The sequence below is a fragment of the Micromonospora pattaloongensis genome (assembly GCF_900107255.1).
GTDB lineage: Bacteria > Actinomycetota > Actinomycetes > Mycobacteriales > Micromonosporaceae > Micromonospora_I > Micromonospora_I pattaloongensis.
The window spans coordinates 728,505-745,629 of record NZ_FNPH01000001.1 but is presented as its reverse complement, the minus strand read 5'-3'; the positions used below and the strand labels follow the sequence as shown (position 1 = coordinate 745,629).

The 17,125-nt window shown below is 74.1% G+C and carries 16 protein-coding genes and 1 pseudogene; 14 read left to right on the top strand and 3 right to left on the bottom strand.

What is annotated here, in order from left to right:
- The first annotated feature begins 137 nt into the window (after positions 1-137).
- From BLW47_RS03640 to BLW47_RS03630, 3 genes are all read left to right on the top strand, one after another.
- Positions 138-608 (top strand): DUF3180 domain-containing protein, encoded by a 471-nt coding sequence (locus BLW47_RS03640; protein WP_091552498.1) that lies wholly within the window; start codon positions 138-140, stop codon positions 606-608.
- Between the two features lie 140 nt (positions 609-748).
- A complete protein-coding gene (locus BLW47_RS03635) occupies positions 749-2,083 on the top strand; it encodes a hypothetical protein (protein ID WP_091551300.1) in 1,335 nt (444 codons plus the stop codon).
- Between the two features lie 93 nt (positions 2,084-2,176).
- Positions 2,177-2,488 (top strand): hypothetical protein, encoded by a 312-nt coding sequence (locus BLW47_RS03630; RefSeq protein ID WP_091551297.1) that lies wholly within the window; start codon positions 2,177-2,179, stop codon positions 2,486-2,488.
- A gap of 9 nt (positions 2,489-2,497) precedes the next feature.
- Here the strand turns inward: BLW47_RS03630 and BLW47_RS03625 are convergent, their stop codons facing one another.
- A complete protein-coding gene (locus BLW47_RS03625; protein WP_245736315.1) occupies positions 2,498-3,565 on the bottom strand; it encodes an ABC transporter ATP-binding protein in 1,068 nt (355 codons plus the stop codon).
- Positions 3,566-3,567: 2 nt separating this feature from the next.
- Between BLW47_RS03625 and BLW47_RS03620 the strand changes: the two genes are divergently transcribed.
- From BLW47_RS03620 to BLW47_RS03605, 4 genes are all read left to right on the top strand, one after another.
- Positions 3,568-4,257 (top strand): ABC transporter permease, encoded by a 690-nt coding sequence (locus BLW47_RS03620; RefSeq protein ID WP_091551292.1) that lies wholly within the window; start codon positions 3,568-3,570, stop codon positions 4,255-4,257.
- 22 nt (positions 4,258-4,279) lie between these two features.
- A complete protein-coding gene (locus BLW47_RS03615) occupies positions 4,280-4,999 on the top strand; it encodes an ABC transporter permease (protein WP_091551290.1) in 720 nt (239 codons plus the stop codon).
- A gap of 186 nt (positions 5,000-5,185) precedes the next feature.
- A complete protein-coding gene (locus BLW47_RS03610; RefSeq protein WP_091551288.1) occupies positions 5,186-6,181 on the top strand; it encodes a glycine betaine ABC transporter substrate-binding protein in 996 nt (331 codons plus the stop codon).
- Positions 6,182-6,363: 182 nt separating this feature from the next.
- On the top strand, positions 6,364-7,740 hold the full coding sequence (locus BLW47_RS03605; RefSeq protein ID WP_139307146.1) for a splicing factor U2AF large subunit: 1,377 nt from the start codon (positions 6,364-6,366) through the stop codon (positions 7,738-7,740).
- A 44-nt stretch (positions 7,741-7,784) separates the two neighbouring features.
- Here BLW47_RS03605 and BLW47_RS03600 read toward each other — a convergent pair whose 3' ends face one another.
- Complete coding sequence (locus BLW47_RS03600; protein WP_091551283.1) at positions 7,785-8,948, bottom strand: NADH-quinone oxidoreductase subunit D; 1,164 nt, start codon at positions 8,946-8,948, stop codon at positions 7,785-7,787.
- A 22-nt stretch (positions 8,949-8,970) separates the two neighbouring features.
- The gene (locus tag BLW47_RS03595) at positions 8,971-9,954 is read right to left on the bottom strand and encodes an SAM-dependent methyltransferase (RefSeq protein ID WP_091551280.1); all 984 of its coding nucleotides are present in this window, start codon (positions 9,952-9,954) and stop codon (positions 8,971-8,973) included.
- Positions 9,955-10,148: 194 nt separating this feature from the next.
- Between BLW47_RS03595 and BLW47_RS03590 the strand changes: the two genes are divergently transcribed.
- From BLW47_RS03590 to BLW47_RS03560, 7 genes and pseudogenes are all read left to right on the top strand, one after another.
- Positions 10,149-11,132, top strand: a complete 984-nt coding sequence (locus BLW47_RS03590) for a Rossmann-like and DUF2520 domain-containing protein (protein WP_091551277.1) — start codon at positions 10,149-10,151, stop codon at positions 11,130-11,132.
- Complete coding sequence (panC, locus tag BLW47_RS03585; protein WP_091551274.1) at positions 11,129-12,004, top strand: pantoate--beta-alanine ligase; 876 nt, start codon at positions 11,129-11,131, stop codon at positions 12,002-12,004. The genes BLW47_RS03590 and panC overlap by 4 nt, the downstream gene beginning before the upstream one ends.
- A gap of 74 nt (positions 12,005-12,078) precedes the next feature.
- The gene (gene panD, locus BLW47_RS03580; RefSeq protein ID WP_091551271.1) at positions 12,079-12,504 is read left to right on the top strand and encodes an aspartate 1-decarboxylase; all 426 of its coding nucleotides are present in this window, start codon (positions 12,079-12,081) and stop codon (positions 12,502-12,504) included.
- Positions 12,505-12,597: 93 nt separating this feature from the next.
- Positions 12,598-13,506 carry a septum formation family protein gene (locus tag BLW47_RS03575; protein WP_091552496.1) on the top strand — a complete coding sequence of 303 codons (909 nt, stop codon included), beginning with the start codon at positions 12,598-12,600 and terminating at the stop codon, positions 13,504-13,506.
- A 62-nt stretch (positions 13,507-13,568) separates the two neighbouring features.
- A pseudogene (locus BLW47_RS03570) lies at positions 13,569-15,248 on the top strand (L-aspartate oxidase); the annotation flags it as partial.
- A gap of 65 nt (positions 15,249-15,313) precedes the next feature.
- Positions 15,314-16,249, top strand: coding sequence for a carboxylating nicotinate-nucleotide diphosphorylase (gene nadC / locus BLW47_RS03565; RefSeq protein WP_091552494.1), 936 nt, complete (start codon positions 15,314-15,316; stop codon positions 16,247-16,249).
- A 6-nt stretch (positions 16,250-16,255) separates the two neighbouring features.
- Positions 16,256-17,014 (top strand): type III pantothenate kinase, encoded by a 759-nt coding sequence (locus BLW47_RS03560; RefSeq protein ID WP_091551265.1) that lies wholly within the window; start codon positions 16,256-16,258, stop codon positions 17,012-17,014.
- The last annotated feature ends 111 nt before the right edge of the window (positions 17,015-17,125 follow it).

Sequence of the window (17,125 nt, the reverse complement as noted above, 5' to 3'; positions counted from 1 at the left end):
ATCATCGGGCGCGTCTGCTGCGCCCCCGACGGCGGGGTCCCCGACGGCGGGGCGCGCGTCTGCGGCGGCGTCGACGGGACGGCGGCGTGAGCGCACCGAAGACGCCGCCGCGGCGGTCGCCGACCCCGCCGCCGACCCTGGGGCCGACCCGTCCGGCCACCCTCGTCGTCGCCGGCCTCGCCGCGGCCGGGCTGGCGTGGCTGCTCATCACCAGCTCCTACAACGCGCTACCCCCGCTTCCATGGCTACCGACCGTGACGCTGGTGGGGCTCGCAGTGTTGGAGGGGTACGCCGCGGTCAACACGCGGGCCCGCGTCGAGCGGCGGCCGGGCCGTGACCCCGTGGACCCGCTCGCGGTGGCCCGGTTCGTCGTGCTGGCCAAGGCGTCCTCGCTGGCCGGCGCGATCTTCGCGGGGTTCTACGCCGGCCTGCTGGCCTGGCTGGCGTTGGAGCGGACCAACGCCGCGTACAACGACATCCCCGCGACGGCGAGCGGCTTGATCGCGTCGTTGGCCCTGGTGGCCGCGGCACTGTGGCTGGAACGGTCGTGTCGGGTGCCGAACCGGCCCGACGACGAGAGCCGCGGGCCGGACGAACCGGTCCAATAGCCGCGGCACGCGCGTCGGCGCGATAAATACAGGGGGTGACGGCCGGACCCGGACGCGGGTACCGTGCGTCGGACGGTTCGGACCCCCGCCATCCGCGGGGCCGGGCCTGGTCGGGTCGACGACCACAGGAGGCGCGCGAGATGGCGTACGACGACTCCGCCTACCGGCGAGGTGACGGCGGTACGGAGCAGGTCGGCACCGGTTCCCGCTACGACGACCCGAGCTACCGCGCCGACACGGATTTCCGCTCCGCCGCCTCCGGCTACCAGTCGACCGGCTTCGGTGCCGGCGACTTCGTCGATCCAGAGCCGGTCGCGGCGCCTCAGCGGCGCACCCTCTCCCCGGTCGCGCTCGACGAGGTCTTCGACGACCCGGCGCACGGCGAGCGCGGGCGCGACCGGATGGCCGTGCACTTCCTGTGGGAGGTCGTGCTGATCGCGGCGGCGGCCGGCGTGGCCTCGCTGCTGTACCGGGACTATCCCGCAGCCGTGCAGCGGCCGGCGTTGGACTCGTTGCTGGTCTACGCCACCGGGCTCGGGCTCCTCGCCCTCGCCGCCGGCCTGACGCTGCGCACCGGGGCGCCGAACCTCGCCATCGGGCCGGTGGCCGTCGCCGCCGCGCTGCACTTCGCGGAGAACGGCGACGGCGGGGTGGTCGTCGCGGTCCTCGTCGCGGCCGGCGGGGCGGCCGCGCTCGGCTTGGTCGTGGCCGCGCTCGCGGTCGGCTTCCACGTGCCGGGCTGGGCGGCCAGCCTGGCGGCCGCGCTGGCCGCGATCGTCTTCATTCAGCAGCGGTCCGGCCCGGTTGAGCTGCAGGGGGAGTACGACCCCACCCGGCACGCGATCTACCTCTTCGCCGGCTTCGTGACCCTGGCGCTGGTGGGCGCGGCGTTCGGTTCGATCAAGGCGATCCGGCGGGCCGTCGGCCGGTTCCGGCCGGTCGCCGATCCCGCCGAGCGGCGCGGCCCGCTCGCTGCGACGCTGACCGGCGGCTCGATCGTCGTGTCGATGGTCGTCGCGGCGGTCGCGGGCGTGCTGCTCGCGTCGAGCACCAGCGCGCCGGTGACGCCGTCGCCGGGGATCGAGTGGAGCGGTCTCGGCCTGGGGATCGCGCTGCTCGCGGGCACCAGCGCCTTCGGCCGTCGCGGCGGGGTCACCGGCACCGTGTTCGCGGTCGCCCTGCTCGCGCTCTTCATCACGTACGCGGAGCTGCGGGGTTGGAACATCTCGCTGCACGCCATCGCGGGCGTCGTGCTGGCGGTCGGGCTGATGGTGACCCGGCTGGTCGAGTCGTTCGGCCGGCCCCGGTCGGCGCGGGACACGGACGAGCCGGACTGGGAACGTGACGCGCCGCGCCCGGCGTGGACCTCGGCGGGGCCGGAGCCCCCGGAGTCGTGGTCGTCGGCGCTGCCGGCGCAGCCGACGGAGGGACGCGGCGACGCCTGGAACGACGACCGCTGGGGCGGCGGTCGCTGAGCGGCCACCGGGGGGCCACGGCAACGCCGTGGCGCGTGCGGCGTACCGCCGCTTGCCGTGCCGCCGCCGGCGCCGACGGTTAGGCTCGGCGCCATGACCGAATCGTCACCGTCGAACGGATCCGGCCTCTCCTTCGCCGAGCTGGACACGCTGTCCACAGAGGAGCTGCGCGAGCGTGCCTTCGACCTCGCGCGGGAACGGCGCGACGTCCGCTTCTTCTGGTCGGTCGTGCAGCACCTGCCGAACGCCGACGAGGCGGCGGTGCTGGACGGGTCGCCGAACAGCGTCGGCCCGACGGTCGACGAGGCGTCGGCGCTGTGGCGGGAGTTCACCGGCCACGAGGGCTATGCCGAGACCGAGCCGCTGCTCCGCGCCGCCTTCATCGATTATCTGCTCAACCGCTGATCGTCGGGCTCATTCCTCGGGGCCCGGCCGGGCCTCGTCGCCGCCGCGCCGCGGCACCGGGTCTGCCGGATAGTCGATGCTGAGGATGCGGTGCCGGCTGATCAGGCCGACGTGGTCGTGCCCGTCGGTCACCCGCGCGTAATCGGCGTTGGCGGTGAGCATCCGGGCGAGCGCGTCGTAGAGCGACGAGCCCAACGGCACGTCCGGGAAGCCGTCGGTCTCCGGCGCGGCGTCCGGCCGCAGCAGCATCTCGCGCGTGATCGCGATGACCGCCAGCCGCCGGATGGCGCGGTCGGCGCCGACGAAGTCCCGCACGAACTCCGAGGCCGGCTGCCCGAGCAGGGTCGCGGGGTCCGCGTACTGCTCGAGCCTGCCGCCCTGGGAGAGCAACGCGATCCGGTCGCCCAACCGCACCGCCTCGTCGAGGTCGTGGGTGACCAGCACGACGGTCTTGCGCACCTCGGCCTGCAGCCGCAGGAACTCTTCCTGCAGCCGCGCGCGGGCGATCGGATCCACCGCGGAGAACGGCTCGTCCATCAGCAGCAGCACCGGGTCCGCGGCCAGCGCTCGGGCCACGCCGACCCGTTGCCGCTGACCGCCGGAGAGCTCGTGCGGATAGCGGCGCGCGAACCGGCCCGGATCGAGCCCGACCAGCTCGAGCAGCTCGTCGGCGCGGGCCCGGATCCGCGCCCGTGGCCAGCCGAGCAGACGGGGCACCGTGCCGATGTTGGCGCGGATCGTCTCGTGCGGAAAGAGCCCGACGTTCTGGATCACGTACCCGATCCGCCGGCGTAGCTGTACCGGGTCGGCGCCGGTGACGTCCTCGCCGTCGAGCAGGATGCGGCCGGCGGTCGGCTCGACCAACCGGTTGATCATCCGCAGCACGGTCGACTTGCCACATCCCGACGGCCCGATGAGGACGACCACCTCGCCGGCGGCGACGGTGAGGCTGAGGTCGCCGACCGCGACCGTGCCGTCGGGATACTCCTTGCGGACTCCGTCGAGCTCGATCGACGCCGCGCTGGTCGGCACTGCTGTCCGCGCCGCGCCCGAGCCGCCCCCCGGGGTACCGTCCACGTATGTCCTTCCGCCTGGCCTACCGGGACGACCCGGGGAATCCCTGGTTCTCCTGGCAGTACGTGCGGGACAACTCTGACACGATCGTCGCCGCGCTGCGCGAGCACGCGACGCTGACCGTGCAGGCGGTGCTGATCGCCACGCTGCTGGCCGTCCCGCTCGCGGTGCTCGCGTACTGGTTCCGCCCCCTCACCGGGCCGATTCTCGCATTGTCGGGCGTGCTCTACACGATCCCGTCCCTCGGACTGTTCGCGTTCATCGCCCCGTACCTGGGACTGGGCACGACAACCGTGCTGGTCGGTCTGGTGCTGTACGCGCTGCTGCTGATCATCCGTAACGTGCTCGTCGGCCTGGACCAGGTGCCCGCCGAGGTCCACGACGCGGCCGCCGGGATGGGGTACGGCAGATGGGGGCGCCTGCTGCGGATCGAGCTGCCGCTGGCACTGCCCGGCATCGTGACCGGGCTGCGGCTGGCCACCGTCTCCACCGTCGCGCTCGTGACCGTGGGGGTCCTGGTGGGCCACGGCGGGCTGGGGCAGCTCATCATCGGCGGCTTCCGGAACAACACGTACAAGGCGGAGATCGTCACCGGCGCCGTGCTGACCGTCGTGCTCGCCCTCCTGCTCGACCTGGTGCTCGCCGCCGCCGGTCGGCTGCTCACGCCGTGGCACCGGCGGGGCGCGTCCCGATGACCGCGACCGGAAGGGCCGAGGCGTGAACCCCGTCGAGCAGGCGGTCGTGTGGCTCAACGACCCACTCAACTGGACCAACCCGGGTGGCGTCCTGGACCGGCTCGGTGAGCACCTGTTCATCTCCGCGGTCGCCGTCGCGCTCGGCTGTCTGGTGGCGTGGCCGGTCGGGCTCTACCTCGGGCACACCGGTCGCGGCGGCGCCGCCGTCGTGCTGATCTCCAACGTGACGCTCGCCATCCCGACGATCGCGTTGCTGACCATCCTGCCGCTCACCTTCCTCGGCTTCGGCCAGCGGCCAGTGATCATCGCGTTGGCGGTCTTCGCCGTGCCGCCGCTGCTCGCCAACGCGTACACCGGGTTGCGCGAGGTCCACCCCGAGGTCCGGGACGCCGCCCGCGGCATGGGGCTGTCCGGCCCCCAGCTGCTGCGCCGGGTCGAGCTGCCGCTGGCCGTGCCCTACCTCGCGGCGGGGTTCCGCACCGCGGCCGTGCAGGTGGTCGCGACCGCGGCGCTGGCCTCCTTCGTCAACGGCGGCGGGCTCGGGCAGATCATCAGCGCCGGCTTCGGTCTCGGCATCGCCACCGGCGGCGGCCAGATTCTGGCCGGTGGCCTGCTGGTGGCGCTGCTGGCGCTCGCGGTCGAGGGCGTGTTGGCGCTCCTGGAGCGGCTGGTCACGCCGCGGCCGCTGCGCCGCACCGGCGGACGGGCGCGCCGACGCGCCGCCGCGGCCGGGCAGGCGTGACCCCGACCACTCCCCGAGGTCCGCGAAAGGCGTCATAGATGACGATCCGGTGACAACTGCCACCCGAGGTTGTCGGTCGAACCGGTGAGGATGTTGGGTGAAAGTCACGGGCGAACGGGAAAGAACCGCCCGTCGGACACGCGGCCGGCCATCGTGGTCGCGCCGGGACACGGAAGGCGGGCAGTCATGCGCGCAGGTTCACGTCTTGCTCTGGCCGCCGTCGGCACGGTGGCCGCGGCGGGGTTGCTCACTGGATGTGGCGGTGCCGGCTCCTCCGGCACGAAGGCGCCGGAAGGCGCGGCGTCGGGCGCCGGTTGCGCCCCGGTCGCCGGGAACACATTGGTCGTCCTCGCCGACGACAAGAAGCTGCAGAACAGCGACAACGTCGTGCCGGCGATCAACGCGAAGGTCGCCAAGCCCGACCTGGTCGCCGCGTTGGACAAGGTCTCCGACGCGCTCGACACCCCGAAGCTGATCGCGCTGAACAAGGCGGTCGGCGTCGACCGCAAGACGCCGAAGGTGGCCGCGGAGGAGTTCGCCGGCAACGCCAAGCTCACCGAGGGGCTCAGCCGGGGCGCGGGCGGCAAGATCACGGTGGGCGCCGCGAACTTCAGCGAGAACCAGATCCTCGGCGAGCTCTACCGGATCGTGTTGACCGCGGCGGGCTACGAGGTCACGGTGCAGCAGATCGGCAACCGGGAGCTCTACGAGCCGGCGCTGGAGAAGGGTGAGATCCAGGTGGTGCCGGAGTACGCCGCGAGCATCGCCGATTTCCTGGCCCCGAAGCTCAAGTCCCCGGAGGTCTCGGCTCCCGAGATCGACAAGACGATGGCCGGGCTGAAGCCGCTCGGCGAGAAGGTCGGCATCACCTTCGGCAAGGCGTCGGCGGCGCAGGACCAGAACGCGTTCGCGGTGACGAAGGAGTTCGCCGACAAGTACGCGGTGCGTACCCTCTCGGAGCTCGCGGCCAAGTGCTCCGGCTCCGCGACCGTGCTCGCCGGCCCGCCGGAGTGCCCGCAGCGCCCGAAGTGCCAGCCGGGGCTGGTCCAGACGTACAACTTCAACGCGGGCTCGTTCAGCTCGCTGGACGCGGGCGGGCCGCAGACCAAGTCGGCGCTGCGGACGGGCGCGGCCAGCGTCGGGCTGGTCCTCTCCTCGGACGGTGAGCTCGCCGCGGGCTGACCCGCCAGCTTTCCCGCCGGCCGGCGTCGCGTCCGCGACGCCGGCCGGCCTCGTTCCGGGGCGCTCCGGGACCGGGGCGTCCGCCGGTCGCGTCCGGAGCGGAGGAGATTCCGGCGAACCCGGGCCGCCGATCGACGTCCGGCCATTCCGTTGACCCGCAACTCTCGGTAGGCTCCACAGGCATGCCAGCCCCGGAGGCCTCAGCGGACAGTCGCCGCCGAACGCTACTCATGGCGCTCTTCTGGGTGGGGGTCGGACTGGCCCCGCTAGCTGCGTTATTGCTGCTCCTGGCGCAGGGAAGCGGCTCGTTGCGAATGGCCGCCGTGCTCTCCGTGCTGGCGGTCGTCCTCATCGGACTGTCGATAACGCTGCGTGGTGATTCCGAGACCGTTCGTCTCCACCTCGAGGAGACGCTCCTGGATGAGGTCGAGGCGCTGCGGGAGGATCTGCGCCACGACATCGCGACCGCCGCGCGCGCCACGCACCGGGCCTTCGGCGAGAAGCTCCAGGTGGTGCAGGACAACGTGGAGGCGTTGCGGGCGCAGGTCGCGACGGGACGCGTCGAACCGCCGCGCCCGGGCTACGACGGATACGACCACACCGACCCGCCGATGCCCGTCGCGGCGCAGCACCCCGGCCCCGTTCGCCCGCCCGCGGCCGGCCAGTACGGCGCGCCGGCCGGAGCGCAGGGCGCGGCGGGGCACCAGCAGCCGGCGCGGAGCCCCAGCGGCGGCCGGGCGAGCGTCCCTGTCGCCGCGATCCCCATGCCGCGCCCGCCGGTCTCCGGCGCGCTGGTGCGGCACACCGAGACCGTTCAGGTCACCACCCGGCACACCGTCGTCGACCCGCACCACGACCCGCACCACGAGGAGCCGAACGCCGGCAACGTCTACGGCGGGGGCGGGTACGACGGCGGCGGGTACGGCGGCCACGAGGCGGAGCCGGTGGCCGAGCGGAGCCGGCCGCCGCAGCGGGGGCGGCGCGCCGAGGCGGACGAGGATCCCTGGGGCGACCAGTTGCGACCGCAGCCGCGCGGCGGGGACCGCCGCCCGTACGACGAGGGCCCGGCCGACGACGACTGGTCCGGGGTCCGGGCCGGCGACCGGTGGGCGAGCGTGCGCAGCGACGAGCACGGGCGCGAGCTGCGGATGGGAGAGCGGCGCGCAAGCATGTACGCCGACGAGTCCGGGGCGGAGCTGCGCGTCGAGGACCGGTGGGCGGCGGTGCGGCACGAGGATCCCCGGCGCGACGGGCCCTGGCGGGACGGCAGCCACGACGCCCGGTGGGACGAGGAGCCGCGGTGGCGGGACGCCGACCGGGGAGCGCGCGAGGAAACGGGCTGGGACCGCCGGGGCGGGCCGGCGGCGCTGCCGGCCGGCGGCACCGCGATGCCGGCGTCCTGGACGCAGGTCGGGGCGGAGCCGGAGCGTGAACCGGTGCGGCGCGGGCGGCGCCACCGGGACGACGAGGGGTACGGCTACCCGCCGGTCGACGACGCGCCGCGCGCCGGCCGTGGCCGCCGGATGGAGTACGAGTACTCCGACGACGGCTGGCGCTGACGGGGCGCCCGTCAGGGCGCGCGCGGTGGACGGCCGCGGTGCGGTTACTTGTCGATGTCGCCGACGACGAAGAACATCGAGCCGAGGATCGCGATCAGGTCCGGCACCAGGCAGCCGGGGATCAACGTCGACAGCGCCTGCACGTTCGCGTACGACGCCGTGCGCAGCTTCAACCGCCACGGCGTCTTCTCGCCCCGCGACACCAGGTAGTAGCCGTTGATCCCGAGCGGGTTCTCGGTCCACGCGTACGTGTGCCCCTCCGGGGCCTTCACCACCTTCGGCAGCCGGACGTTGACCGGCCCGGTGATCTGATCGACCCGGTCGAGGCACTGCTGCGCCAGGTCGAGGGAGACGTACACCTGGTCGAGGAGGACCTCGAACCGGGCGTGGCAGTCGCCGGTGGTCCGCGTGACGACGGGGACGTCGAGCTCGCCGTAGGCCAGGTAGGGGTCGTCGCGGCGCAGGTCCAGGTCGAGGCCGGAGGCGCGGCCGACCGGACCGGAGGCACCGAACGCGGCGGCCTGCTCGGCGGTGAGCACCCCAACCCCGACGGTGCGGGCCAGGAAGATCTCGTTGCGCCGGATCAGGTTGTCCAGGTCGGGCAGGCGGCGCCGGACCTCGTCGATCGCCTCGCGGGCGCGACGGGTCCACCCCGCCGGGACCTCCTCCTTGAGCCCGCCGACGCGGTTGAACATGTAGTGCACGCGCCCGCCGGAGACCTCTTCCATCACGGTCTGCAGCGCCTCGCGCTCGCGAAACGCGTAGAACATCGGCGTGATCGCGCCGATCTCCAGCGGGTAGGAGCCGAGGAACATCAGGTGGTTGAGGACCCGGTTGAGCTCGGCGAGCGCGGTCCGCAGCCAGATGGCCCGCTCGGGCACCTCGATGCCCATCATCCGCTCGACGGCGAGCACCACGCCGAGTTCGCTGGAGAAGGCGGAGAGCCAGTCGTGCCGGTTGGCGAGCACGATGATCTGGCGGTAGTCGCGTACCTCGAAAAGCTTTTCCGCCCCCCGGTGCATGTAGCCGACGATCGGCTCGCAGGCGACCACCCGTTCGCCGTCCAGGACCAGCTTGAGTCGGAGCACGCCGTGGGTGGACGGGTGCTGCGGGCCGATGTTGAGCACCATGTCCGCGGTGTCCAGGCCCGATCCGGTGCCGACGGTCAGCTCGCGCAGCGCCCCGGTGTCGGTGGTCATGCCCAGCATCGTGCCACGGCCGCCGTCGTTCTCACCCGAGCAGCCCGTCGAGCTGGGCGCGGACCGGCTGCAGCAGCCATCGGTGGGCGCCGAGCCCGGCGGGGTCGGTGAGCTCGGCGGCGGCGGTCGCGGCGGCCAGCGCGCGCAGGTAGCCGGCCGGGTCCGTGCCGGCGAGCGCCAACGGCGGTCGGCGCCCGTCGATCCCGAGCGCGTGCAGCGCCGCCCGCTGGGAGAGCAGGGTGTACGGCGCTCCGTCGGCGGCCGCCGCGCCGGCCGCCGCGACGGAGTCCAGCGCGACGTGAGCGGTGACGTCGCAGCTGCCGTCGGGCACCGGGGGCACCTGGCGGCCGTGCCGGTACCCGGTCAGCGTCCCGCCGGCCGGCCGCTCGGCACGAACGTGCCCGTAGTCCACGGTGAGCGCGAGCCCGCGCCGCAGCGCCGCGACCGCGCCCGCCCAGGCGTCGTCGCGGGCCCGCCCGATCTCCACCCGGTCCTGCGGGGGCGCCGGCCACCATTCCCGCGCCCAGGCGGCGTCCGCCGCGTCTAGCCGGGGTCCCGGCCCCTCGTCGCCGGTCTCGGGATCGACCAGCAGGTACCGGCCGTCGGTCGCGACGTCCAGCGGCACGTTGTCCAGCCACTCGGTCGCGAGCAGCAGGCCGGTGAGCTCGGTGGGCGTGTCGGATCGCCACGCGATCGCGGGCGGCAGGTCGTCCGGGCGGGGGGCCAGCTCGACCGCGGTCAGCCGGAGCCGTCCGGCCAGCGGGGCCGGTGCCTGTCCGGCGAGCCGGGCGAGCAGTTCGCCCCGGCCGGCGCCCACGTCGACCACGTCGAGCCGTTCGGGGTGACCCAGCGCCGCGTCGACGCGGTCGAGCAGGCGCAGCAGCGCCTCGGTGAAGAGCGGCGACGCGTGCACGCTCGTCCGGAAATGCCCCGCCGGCTCGGACCCCGCCGCGACGAAGAACCCGCCGGCCCCGTACAGCGCGCGAGCCATCGCGTCCCGCCACCGCACCCGCACCGCGCTCCCTCCGCCAAGATTCCGACGATCTTGGACTTGTGGCTCCACATTTCGGCCATTTCCGCGCCATAACTCCAAGATCGTGGGGATCTCGGAGGGCGGGTGAAGGTTTTCACACATGGTTGTGTCGGCTCCGCGATCCCGGCGCATACTTGCGGGCGACCGGTACCACACTTCGAGGACTGGATCACATCATGAGCGCATCGCCGCGCCAGCGCCCGGGCCATGCCCCGGCGATCCCGGCTCAGGCCCCCGCCGGCTCCGGCGGGCGGGCCGATTCTTCCTCCCTCACCGTCGGCGTGATCGGCGCCGGCCGGGTCGGCGCCGTGCTCGGCGCCGCTCTCGCCCGGGCCGGCCACCACGTGGCCGCCGCCTCGGGGGTCTCCGCCGCCGCGAAGGCGCGGATCGCGCGCCTGCTGCCCGGCGCCGCCAACCTGCCCGCCGACGAGGTGGCCCGGGCCGCAGCCGACCTGCTGATCGTCGCGGTGCCGGACGACGCGCTCGCTGCCGTGATCGCCGGACTGGCCGAGACCGGGGCGCTGCGCGCGGGTCAGGTCGTGGCGCACACCTCCGGCGCGCACGGTCTCGCCGTGCTGGCGCCGGCCGTCGCCGCCGGGGCCCGCCCGCTGGCGCTGCACCCCGCGATGACCTTCACCGGCGAGCCGGCCGACCTCGACCGTCTCGCCGGCATCTCGTACGGCCTGACCGCGCCGCCGCCGCTGCGGCCGCTCGCCGAGCGGCTCGTGGCCGAGCTGGGCGGCAGCCCCGAGTGGGTCGCCGAGGCCGACCGTCCGCTCTACCACGCCGCGCTCGCGCACGGCGCCAACCACCTGGTGACGCTCGTGAACGAGGCGCTGGACCGGCTCGGCGACGCCGGCGTGCGGCACCCGGAGAAGGTGTTGGGCCCGCTGGTGCGCGCGGCGCTGGAGAACACGCTGCGGCTCGGGGACGCGGCGCTCACCGGCCCGGTGTCGCGCGGCGACGCCGGCACCGTCGCCCGGCACCTCGACCGGCTCGCCGGGACCGCCCCGGAGTCGGTTCCGACCTACGTGGCGCTGGCCCGGCGCACCGCGGACCGCGCCATCGCGGCGGGACGGCTGCGCCCGGCGGACGCCGAGTCGCTGCTCGACGTGCTGGCGACCGACGCCGCGCCGGCCGAGCGGGAGGCGGCGGCATGACGCGTGATCAGCAGGGGGTGGCGGTGGCGCCGGAGGTGGCCCGGACCCGCGGCGAGCTCGCCGCGGCGCGGAGCCGGATGACCGGCACCGTCGCGGTGGTGATGACGATGGGCGCGCTGCACGAGGGGCACGCGGCGCTGCTGCGTGCGGCCCGCGACCGCGCCGACCACGTGATCGTGACGATCTTCGTGAACCCCCTCCAGTTCGGGCCCACCGAGGACTTCGACCGGTACCCCCGCACTCTCGACGCGGACCTGGAGCTCTGCCAGCGGGAGGGCGCGGCGCTGGTGTTCGCGCCGAGCGCGCAGGAGATGTACCCGGCGGGCGAGCCCGCGGTGCGGGTGAACCCGGGGCCGCTGGGGGAGCGGCTGGAGGGGGCGAGCCGACCGGGCTTCTTCCACGGCGTTCTCACCGTGGTGCTCAAGCTCCTCCAGCTCACCCGCCCCGATCTCGCGTTCTTCGGTGAGAAGGACTACCAGCAGCTCGCGCTGATCCGGCTGATGGTGCGGGACCTGGAAGTGCCGGTCGAGATCGTGGGGGTGCCGACCGTACGCGAACCGGACGGCCTGGCGCTGTCCAGCCGGAACCGGTACCTGTCGGCGCCGGAGCGGCAGGCCGCGCTGAGCCTGTCGGCGGCGCTGCGGGCCGGCGCGGCGGCGGCCGGGCGCGGCGCGGGCGCGGAGGCGGCAATAGCGGCGGCCCGCGAAGCGTTCGACGGTGTGGAGGGCGTGGAGGTGGACTACCTGGTGCTGACGGACCCGGACCTGGGTCCGGCACCCGGGTCCGGTCCGGCGCGCCTGCTGGTCGCCGCGCGGGTAGGTACGACCCGCCTGATCGACAACGCCCCGGCGGACCTCGCTCCCGCTCAGTAACCGAAGGCCCAGTCGACACGGACCGTCCCGCGGTCCGGATAGCCCCTGACCGGCGGACGCCGAAAGGATCTCCGATGTTCCGCACCATGCTCAAGTCCAAGATCCACCGCGCCACGGTGACGCAGGCCAACCTGCACTACGTCGGCTCGGTCACCATCGACCAGGACCTCCTCGACGCCGCGGACCTGCTCCCCGGCGAGCAGGTCGCCATCGTCGACGTCACCAACGGCGCGCGGCTGGAGACGTACGTGATCCCGGGTCAGCGGGGCAGTGGCGTGATCGGGATCAACGGCGCGGCGGCGCACCTCGTGCAGCCGGGCGACCTGGTCATCCTCATCTCGTACGGGCAGATGGACGACGCCGAGGCGCGGTCGTACGAGCCGCGGGTGGTGCACGTCGACGCGGCGAACCGCGTGATCCAGCTCGACAGCGACGCGGCGGGCGTGGCGCCGGGGATGGCCGGCGACCTGGTCCGGGGGGACCAGACCCTCGCTGCGTGACGCTGCGTGACGCCGAGTGTCGACGCCGCAGGGCCGTCAGGCGGGTGCCGTATGCTCGGCCGCCGGAGAGTGCTGCCGGCCGGGAGGGACGCGATGCGTCGTTGGTTGACCGCTGTGGCATTGGGCGGTGCCGCCGCGCTGCTGCTGACGGCCTGCGGGAAACCGGCCGGCGTTGACGGCGCGCTGACCGACGACTGGGCGGCGGTCCCGAGCCCGAAATCGTTCACGCCGCCCGCCGGCACCTGCTACGCCGCCGACTTCGCCGACACCGCGTACCTGTCCGCGTTCGACCCCGTCGACTGCGCGACGAGCCACCGCGTGGAGACCGTGCACGTCGGCACACTCGGCGGCAGCGCCGGCAAGCGCAGCACGCCGCCGCCCGTGGGCTCCGCCGAGCTGCGCGCCGCGTACGCCGAGTGCGACGCCAAGACCGCGCAGTACGTCGGCGGCGCCTGGCGGACCGGCCGGCTCTGGATGGGCATGGCGCTCCCGTCCGCCGCGGCCTGGGCCGGCGGCTCGCGCTGGTTCCGGTGCGACGTCACCGAGGTGACCACCATCGAGGACAACGGCGACACCGCGACCCGCACGGCCAGTCTGCGCAACGCCCTGAAGGCGCCGTCGTCGCCGCTGCGCCTCGGCTGTTACGCGATCAAGCTCGCCAAGGACGACTCCATCGACACCATGCCCGCCACGAGCTGCGCGAAGCCGCACAACGGCGAGTTCGCGGGCGTCTGGAAGGCTCCGGACATCGCGTATCCGACGAAGGACGCGGACTGGAGCCGGTTCCACAACGAGTGCCGCAGCGTCATCGCGCGGTACGCGGGGCTGCCCGACGACGGGAACCTCAAGTACCGGGTCGGCGTGATCTCGCTGCCCGGCGGCAGCGGCGACTGGAAGGCCGGCAACCGGGGCGTCCGGTGCTACCTGTGGCTCAGCGACCGCACGGTGACGAAGCCGCTGAAGGGCGCCGGCGCCGGCGCGCTTCCCATCCAGTACGAGTAACGGCCCGCTCAATCCCCGCCCCCGGCGCTCGGCTCGGTGAGCGCGCGCGGTTGACTGTCCGGATGCACGTTCGCAGACCTGACCTGCCGGCGCTGCCCCGCCGGCTGGCCGCGCCGGCGCCCGGCTGGGCGGAGACCACCGACGTCGTGGTCGTGGGGTCCGGGATCGCCGGGCTCACCGCCGCGCTGCACCTGCGCGAGGCGGGACTGCACGTCACCGTGGTCACGAAGGTCAACATCGACGACGGCTCGACCCGGTGGGCGCAGGGCGGGATCGCGGCGGTCCTGGACCCGCTGGACTCCGCGGACGCGCACGCCACGGACACCGAGATCGCCGGGGTCGGGCTCTGCGATCCGCGCGCGGTCCGGACGCTCGTCGAGGAGGGCCCGACCCGGCTTCGCGAGCTGATCCGCCTCGGGGCGGAGTTCGACCGGAACTCCGACGGCTCGCTGATGCTGACCCGGGAGGGCGGGCACCGCGCCAACCGGATCGTGCACGCGGGCGGCGACGCCACCGGCGCGGAGGTGCAGCGGGCGCTGCACGCCGCCGTGCGCCGGGACCCGTGGATCCGCCTCGTCGAGCACGCGCTGGTGCTGGACCTGCTGCGTGACCGCGACGGACGGGCGTGCGGGGTGACGCTGCACGTGCTCGGCGAGGGCAGCGAGGACGGCGTGGGGGCCGTGCTGGCCCGCGCGGTCGTGTTGGCCACCGGTGGGATGGGGCAGATCTTCGCCGCGACCACCAACCCGGCGGTCTCGACCGGCGACGGCGTCGCGTTGGCGATGCGTGCCGGGGCCGCCGTGACCGATCTCGAGTTCGTCCAGTTCCACCCCACCGCCCTGGTCGTGCCGGCCGGCGGGGCGCAGCAGCCGCTGGTCTCCGAGGCGCTGCGCGGCGAGGGCGCGCACCTGGTCGACGGCGACGGCAAGCGGTTCATGGTCGGCCAGCACCCGCTGGCCGAGCTGGCGCCCCGCGACGTGGTCGCCAAGGGCATCCACCGGGTGCTGATCGCCGACGGCGTCGACCGCGTCCACCTGGACGCCCGGCACCTCGGCGGGGCGTTCCTGGAACAGCGCTTCCCCACCATCGTCGCGTCCTGCCGGGCCGCCGGGATCGACCCCGTGACGGAGCTGATCCCGGTGACGCCCGCCGCGCACTACGCGTCCGGCGGCGTCCGCACGGACCTGTCCGGCCGCACCTCCATCCCCGGCCTGTACGCCTGCGGCGAGGTCGCCTGCACCGGCGTGCACGGCGCGAACCGGCTCGCCAGCAACTCGTTGCTGGAGGGGCTGGTCTTCTCCCGGCGCATCGCCGACGACATCGCCCGCGACCTGCCGGCGCAGTCCGACCCGGCGCCCGGCGACGACGACCGGGTCGGCTGGGCGGCCGACCCGGCGACCCGGCCGGCGCTGCAGCGGGCGATGACGCGGGGCGCGGGCGTGCTGCGGTCGGCGGAGTCGCTGGCGGCGAGCGCCGCGGAGCTGGTGCGGCTGGGGACCGAGACGGCCGCGGCCCGGACGGCGAGCTGGGAGGCGGCAAATCTGCTCACCGTCGCCTCGGCGCTGGTCGCGGCGGCGTATGCCCGGCAGGAGACCCGGGGGTGCCACTGGCGGGAGGATTTCCCGACGGCGGGCGACGACTGGCTGGGGCATCTGGTGAGCGGGATCGCGCCGACGGGATCGGTGCAGCTGACTTGGGACGGGGGCGCGCCGTCCGGCGCGGCGGGGATGGACGGGGGCGCGCCGTCCGGCGCGGCGGGGATGGACGGGGGCGCGCCGTCCGGCGCGGCGGGGATGGAGGGTTCGTGCTGACACCAACGACGGCGCAGGCGCTGCGGGAGGCCGGGCTGCCGGCGGCGGCCGTGGAGCGGATCGTGCGCGAGGCGCTGACCGAGGATCTGGGTCCCGAGCTGCGGGACGTGACGAGTCTGGCGACGATTCCCGAGGCGCAGACCGACACCGCGGACGTGGTCGCGCGGGCCGACGGGGTGGTCGCCGGGCTCGCCGTGCTGGCGGCCGTCTTCGAGCTGGTCGGCGCGGTCGGCGCGGGTGGCCGTACGGTCGAGGTGGTGCTGCGCGCCGGCGACGGCGCGGTGGTGGCGCGCGGCGACGTGCTGGCGACGGTGACCGGACCGACCCGACTGCTGCTCACGGCCGAGCGCACCGCGCTGAACCTGCTGAGCCGGATGTCGGGGGTGGCCACGCACACCCGGGCCTGGGCCGACGCGCTGGCCGGCACGAAGGCGATGGTGCTGGACACGCGCAAGACCACGCCGGGGCTTCGGCTGCTGGAGAAGTACGCGGTCCGGGCCGGTGGCGGCACCAACAAGCGCATGGGCCTCTACGACGTCGCGATGATCAAGGACAATCACAAGCTCGCGGCCGGCGGCATCGCGGCGGCGTACCGCCGGGTCCGGACCGCGTTCCCCGAGGTTCCGGTCCAGGTCGAGGTCACCACGGTGGCGGAGGCCGTGGAGGCGGTGGAGGCCGGAGCGGACTTCCTGCTCTGCGACAACATGTCGCCGGAGACGTTGCGCGAGGTGGTCGAGGTTGTCGGCGACCGCGCCGAGCTGGAGGCGACGGGCGGCCTGACGCTGGAGGTGGCGGCGCGGTACGCGGCCACGGGGGTGGACTACCTCTCGGTGGGGGCGTTGACCCACTCCTCGCCTATCTTGGACATCGCACTGGACCTGCGGCCGACCGGCGCCGGCGGGGCGGTGCCCGATCCGCTGCCGAGGGGATGAGACGCGGTGCTGCTCTGCATCGACATCGGTAACACCAACACGGTCCTGGCGACGTTCGACGGCGACAAGCTGGTCCACTCCTGGCGGATCAAGACCGACGCCCGCTCCACCGCCGACGAGCTCGGCCTGATGTTCCGCGGCATGTTGGCGGGCGACGCCGTGGAGATCACCGGGGTGGCCGCGTGTTCCACCGTTCCCGCCGCGTTGCGGTCGCTGCGCACCATGCTGGCCCGCTACTACGGCGACATCCCGAGCGTGATCGTCGAGCCGGGCGTGAAGACCGGCGTGCAGCTGGCGATCGACAACCCGAAGGAGGTCGGCGCGGACCGCGTGGTGAACACGCTCGCGGCGCATGCGCTCTTCGGGGGGCCGTCCATCGTCGTGGACTTCGGCACCACCACCAACTTCGACGTGATCAGCGCGCGCGGGGAGTTCCTCGGCGGCGCGTTCGCGCCGGGGATCGAGATCTCGTTCGACGCGCTCGCCGCCCGCGCCGCGCAGCTGCGCAAGGTGGAGCCGACGAAGCCGCGGTCGGTGATCGGCAAGAACACCGTGGAGTGCCTGCAGTCCGGCATGTATTTCGGCTTCGCGGGCCAGGTCGACCGGATCGTGGAGCGGATGGTGGAGGAGCTGGGCGAGCTGAAGGCGGTGATCGCCACCGGTGGCCTGGCGCCCGTGGTGATCGGGGAGTGCCGGACGATCACGCATCACGAGCCGATGATCACGCTGATCGGGCTGCGGATGGTGTACGAGCGCAACACCTGACGCAAGCGGGGACGAAACGGGCGGCAGGGTGTGGCCCGCGACCCGTGCGCCGGTTATCCCGTAACTCGCCAGTTGTCGCTTGAGTAGGCTGGCCGCAACCGCCGGAACCTA

Bases quoted from the DNA above. Each gene is read 5' to 3' on its own strand.
- BLW47_RS03635 (WP_091551300.1), top strand. From the start codon at position 749: ATGGCGTACGACGACTCCGCCTACCGGCGAGGTGACGGCGGTACGGAG.
- BLW47_RS03630 (WP_091551297.1), top strand. From the start codon at position 2,177: ATGACCGAATCGTCACCGTCGAACGGATCCGGCCTCTCCTTCGCCGAG.
- BLW47_RS03620 (WP_091551292.1), top strand. From the start codon at position 3,568: ATGTCCTTCCGCCTGGCCTACCGGGACGACCCGGGGAATCCCTGGTTC.
- BLW47_RS03610 (WP_091551288.1), top strand. From the start codon at position 5,186: ATGCGCGCAGGTTCACGTCTTGCTCTGGCCGCCGTCGGCACGGTGGCC.
- BLW47_RS03605 (WP_139307146.1), top strand. From the start codon at position 6,364: ATGCCAGCCCCGGAGGCCTCAGCGGACAGTCGCCGCCGAACGCTACTC.
- BLW47_RS03600 (WP_091551283.1), bottom strand. From the start codon at position 8,948: ATGCTGGGCATGACCACCGACACCGGGGCGCTGCGCGAGCTGACCGTC.
- BLW47_RS03590 (WP_091551277.1), top strand. From the start codon at position 10,149: ATGAGCGCATCGCCGCGCCAGCGCCCGGGCCATGCCCCGGCGATCCCG.
- panC (WP_091551274.1), top strand. From the start codon at position 11,129: ATGACGCGTGATCAGCAGGGGGTGGCGGTGGCGCCGGAGGTGGCCCGG.
- panD (WP_091551271.1), top strand. From the start codon at position 12,079: ATGTTCCGCACCATGCTCAAGTCCAAGATCCACCGCGCCACGGTGACG.
- BLW47_RS03575 (WP_091552496.1), top strand. From the start codon at position 12,598: ATGCGTCGTTGGTTGACCGCTGTGGCATTGGGCGGTGCCGCCGCGCTG.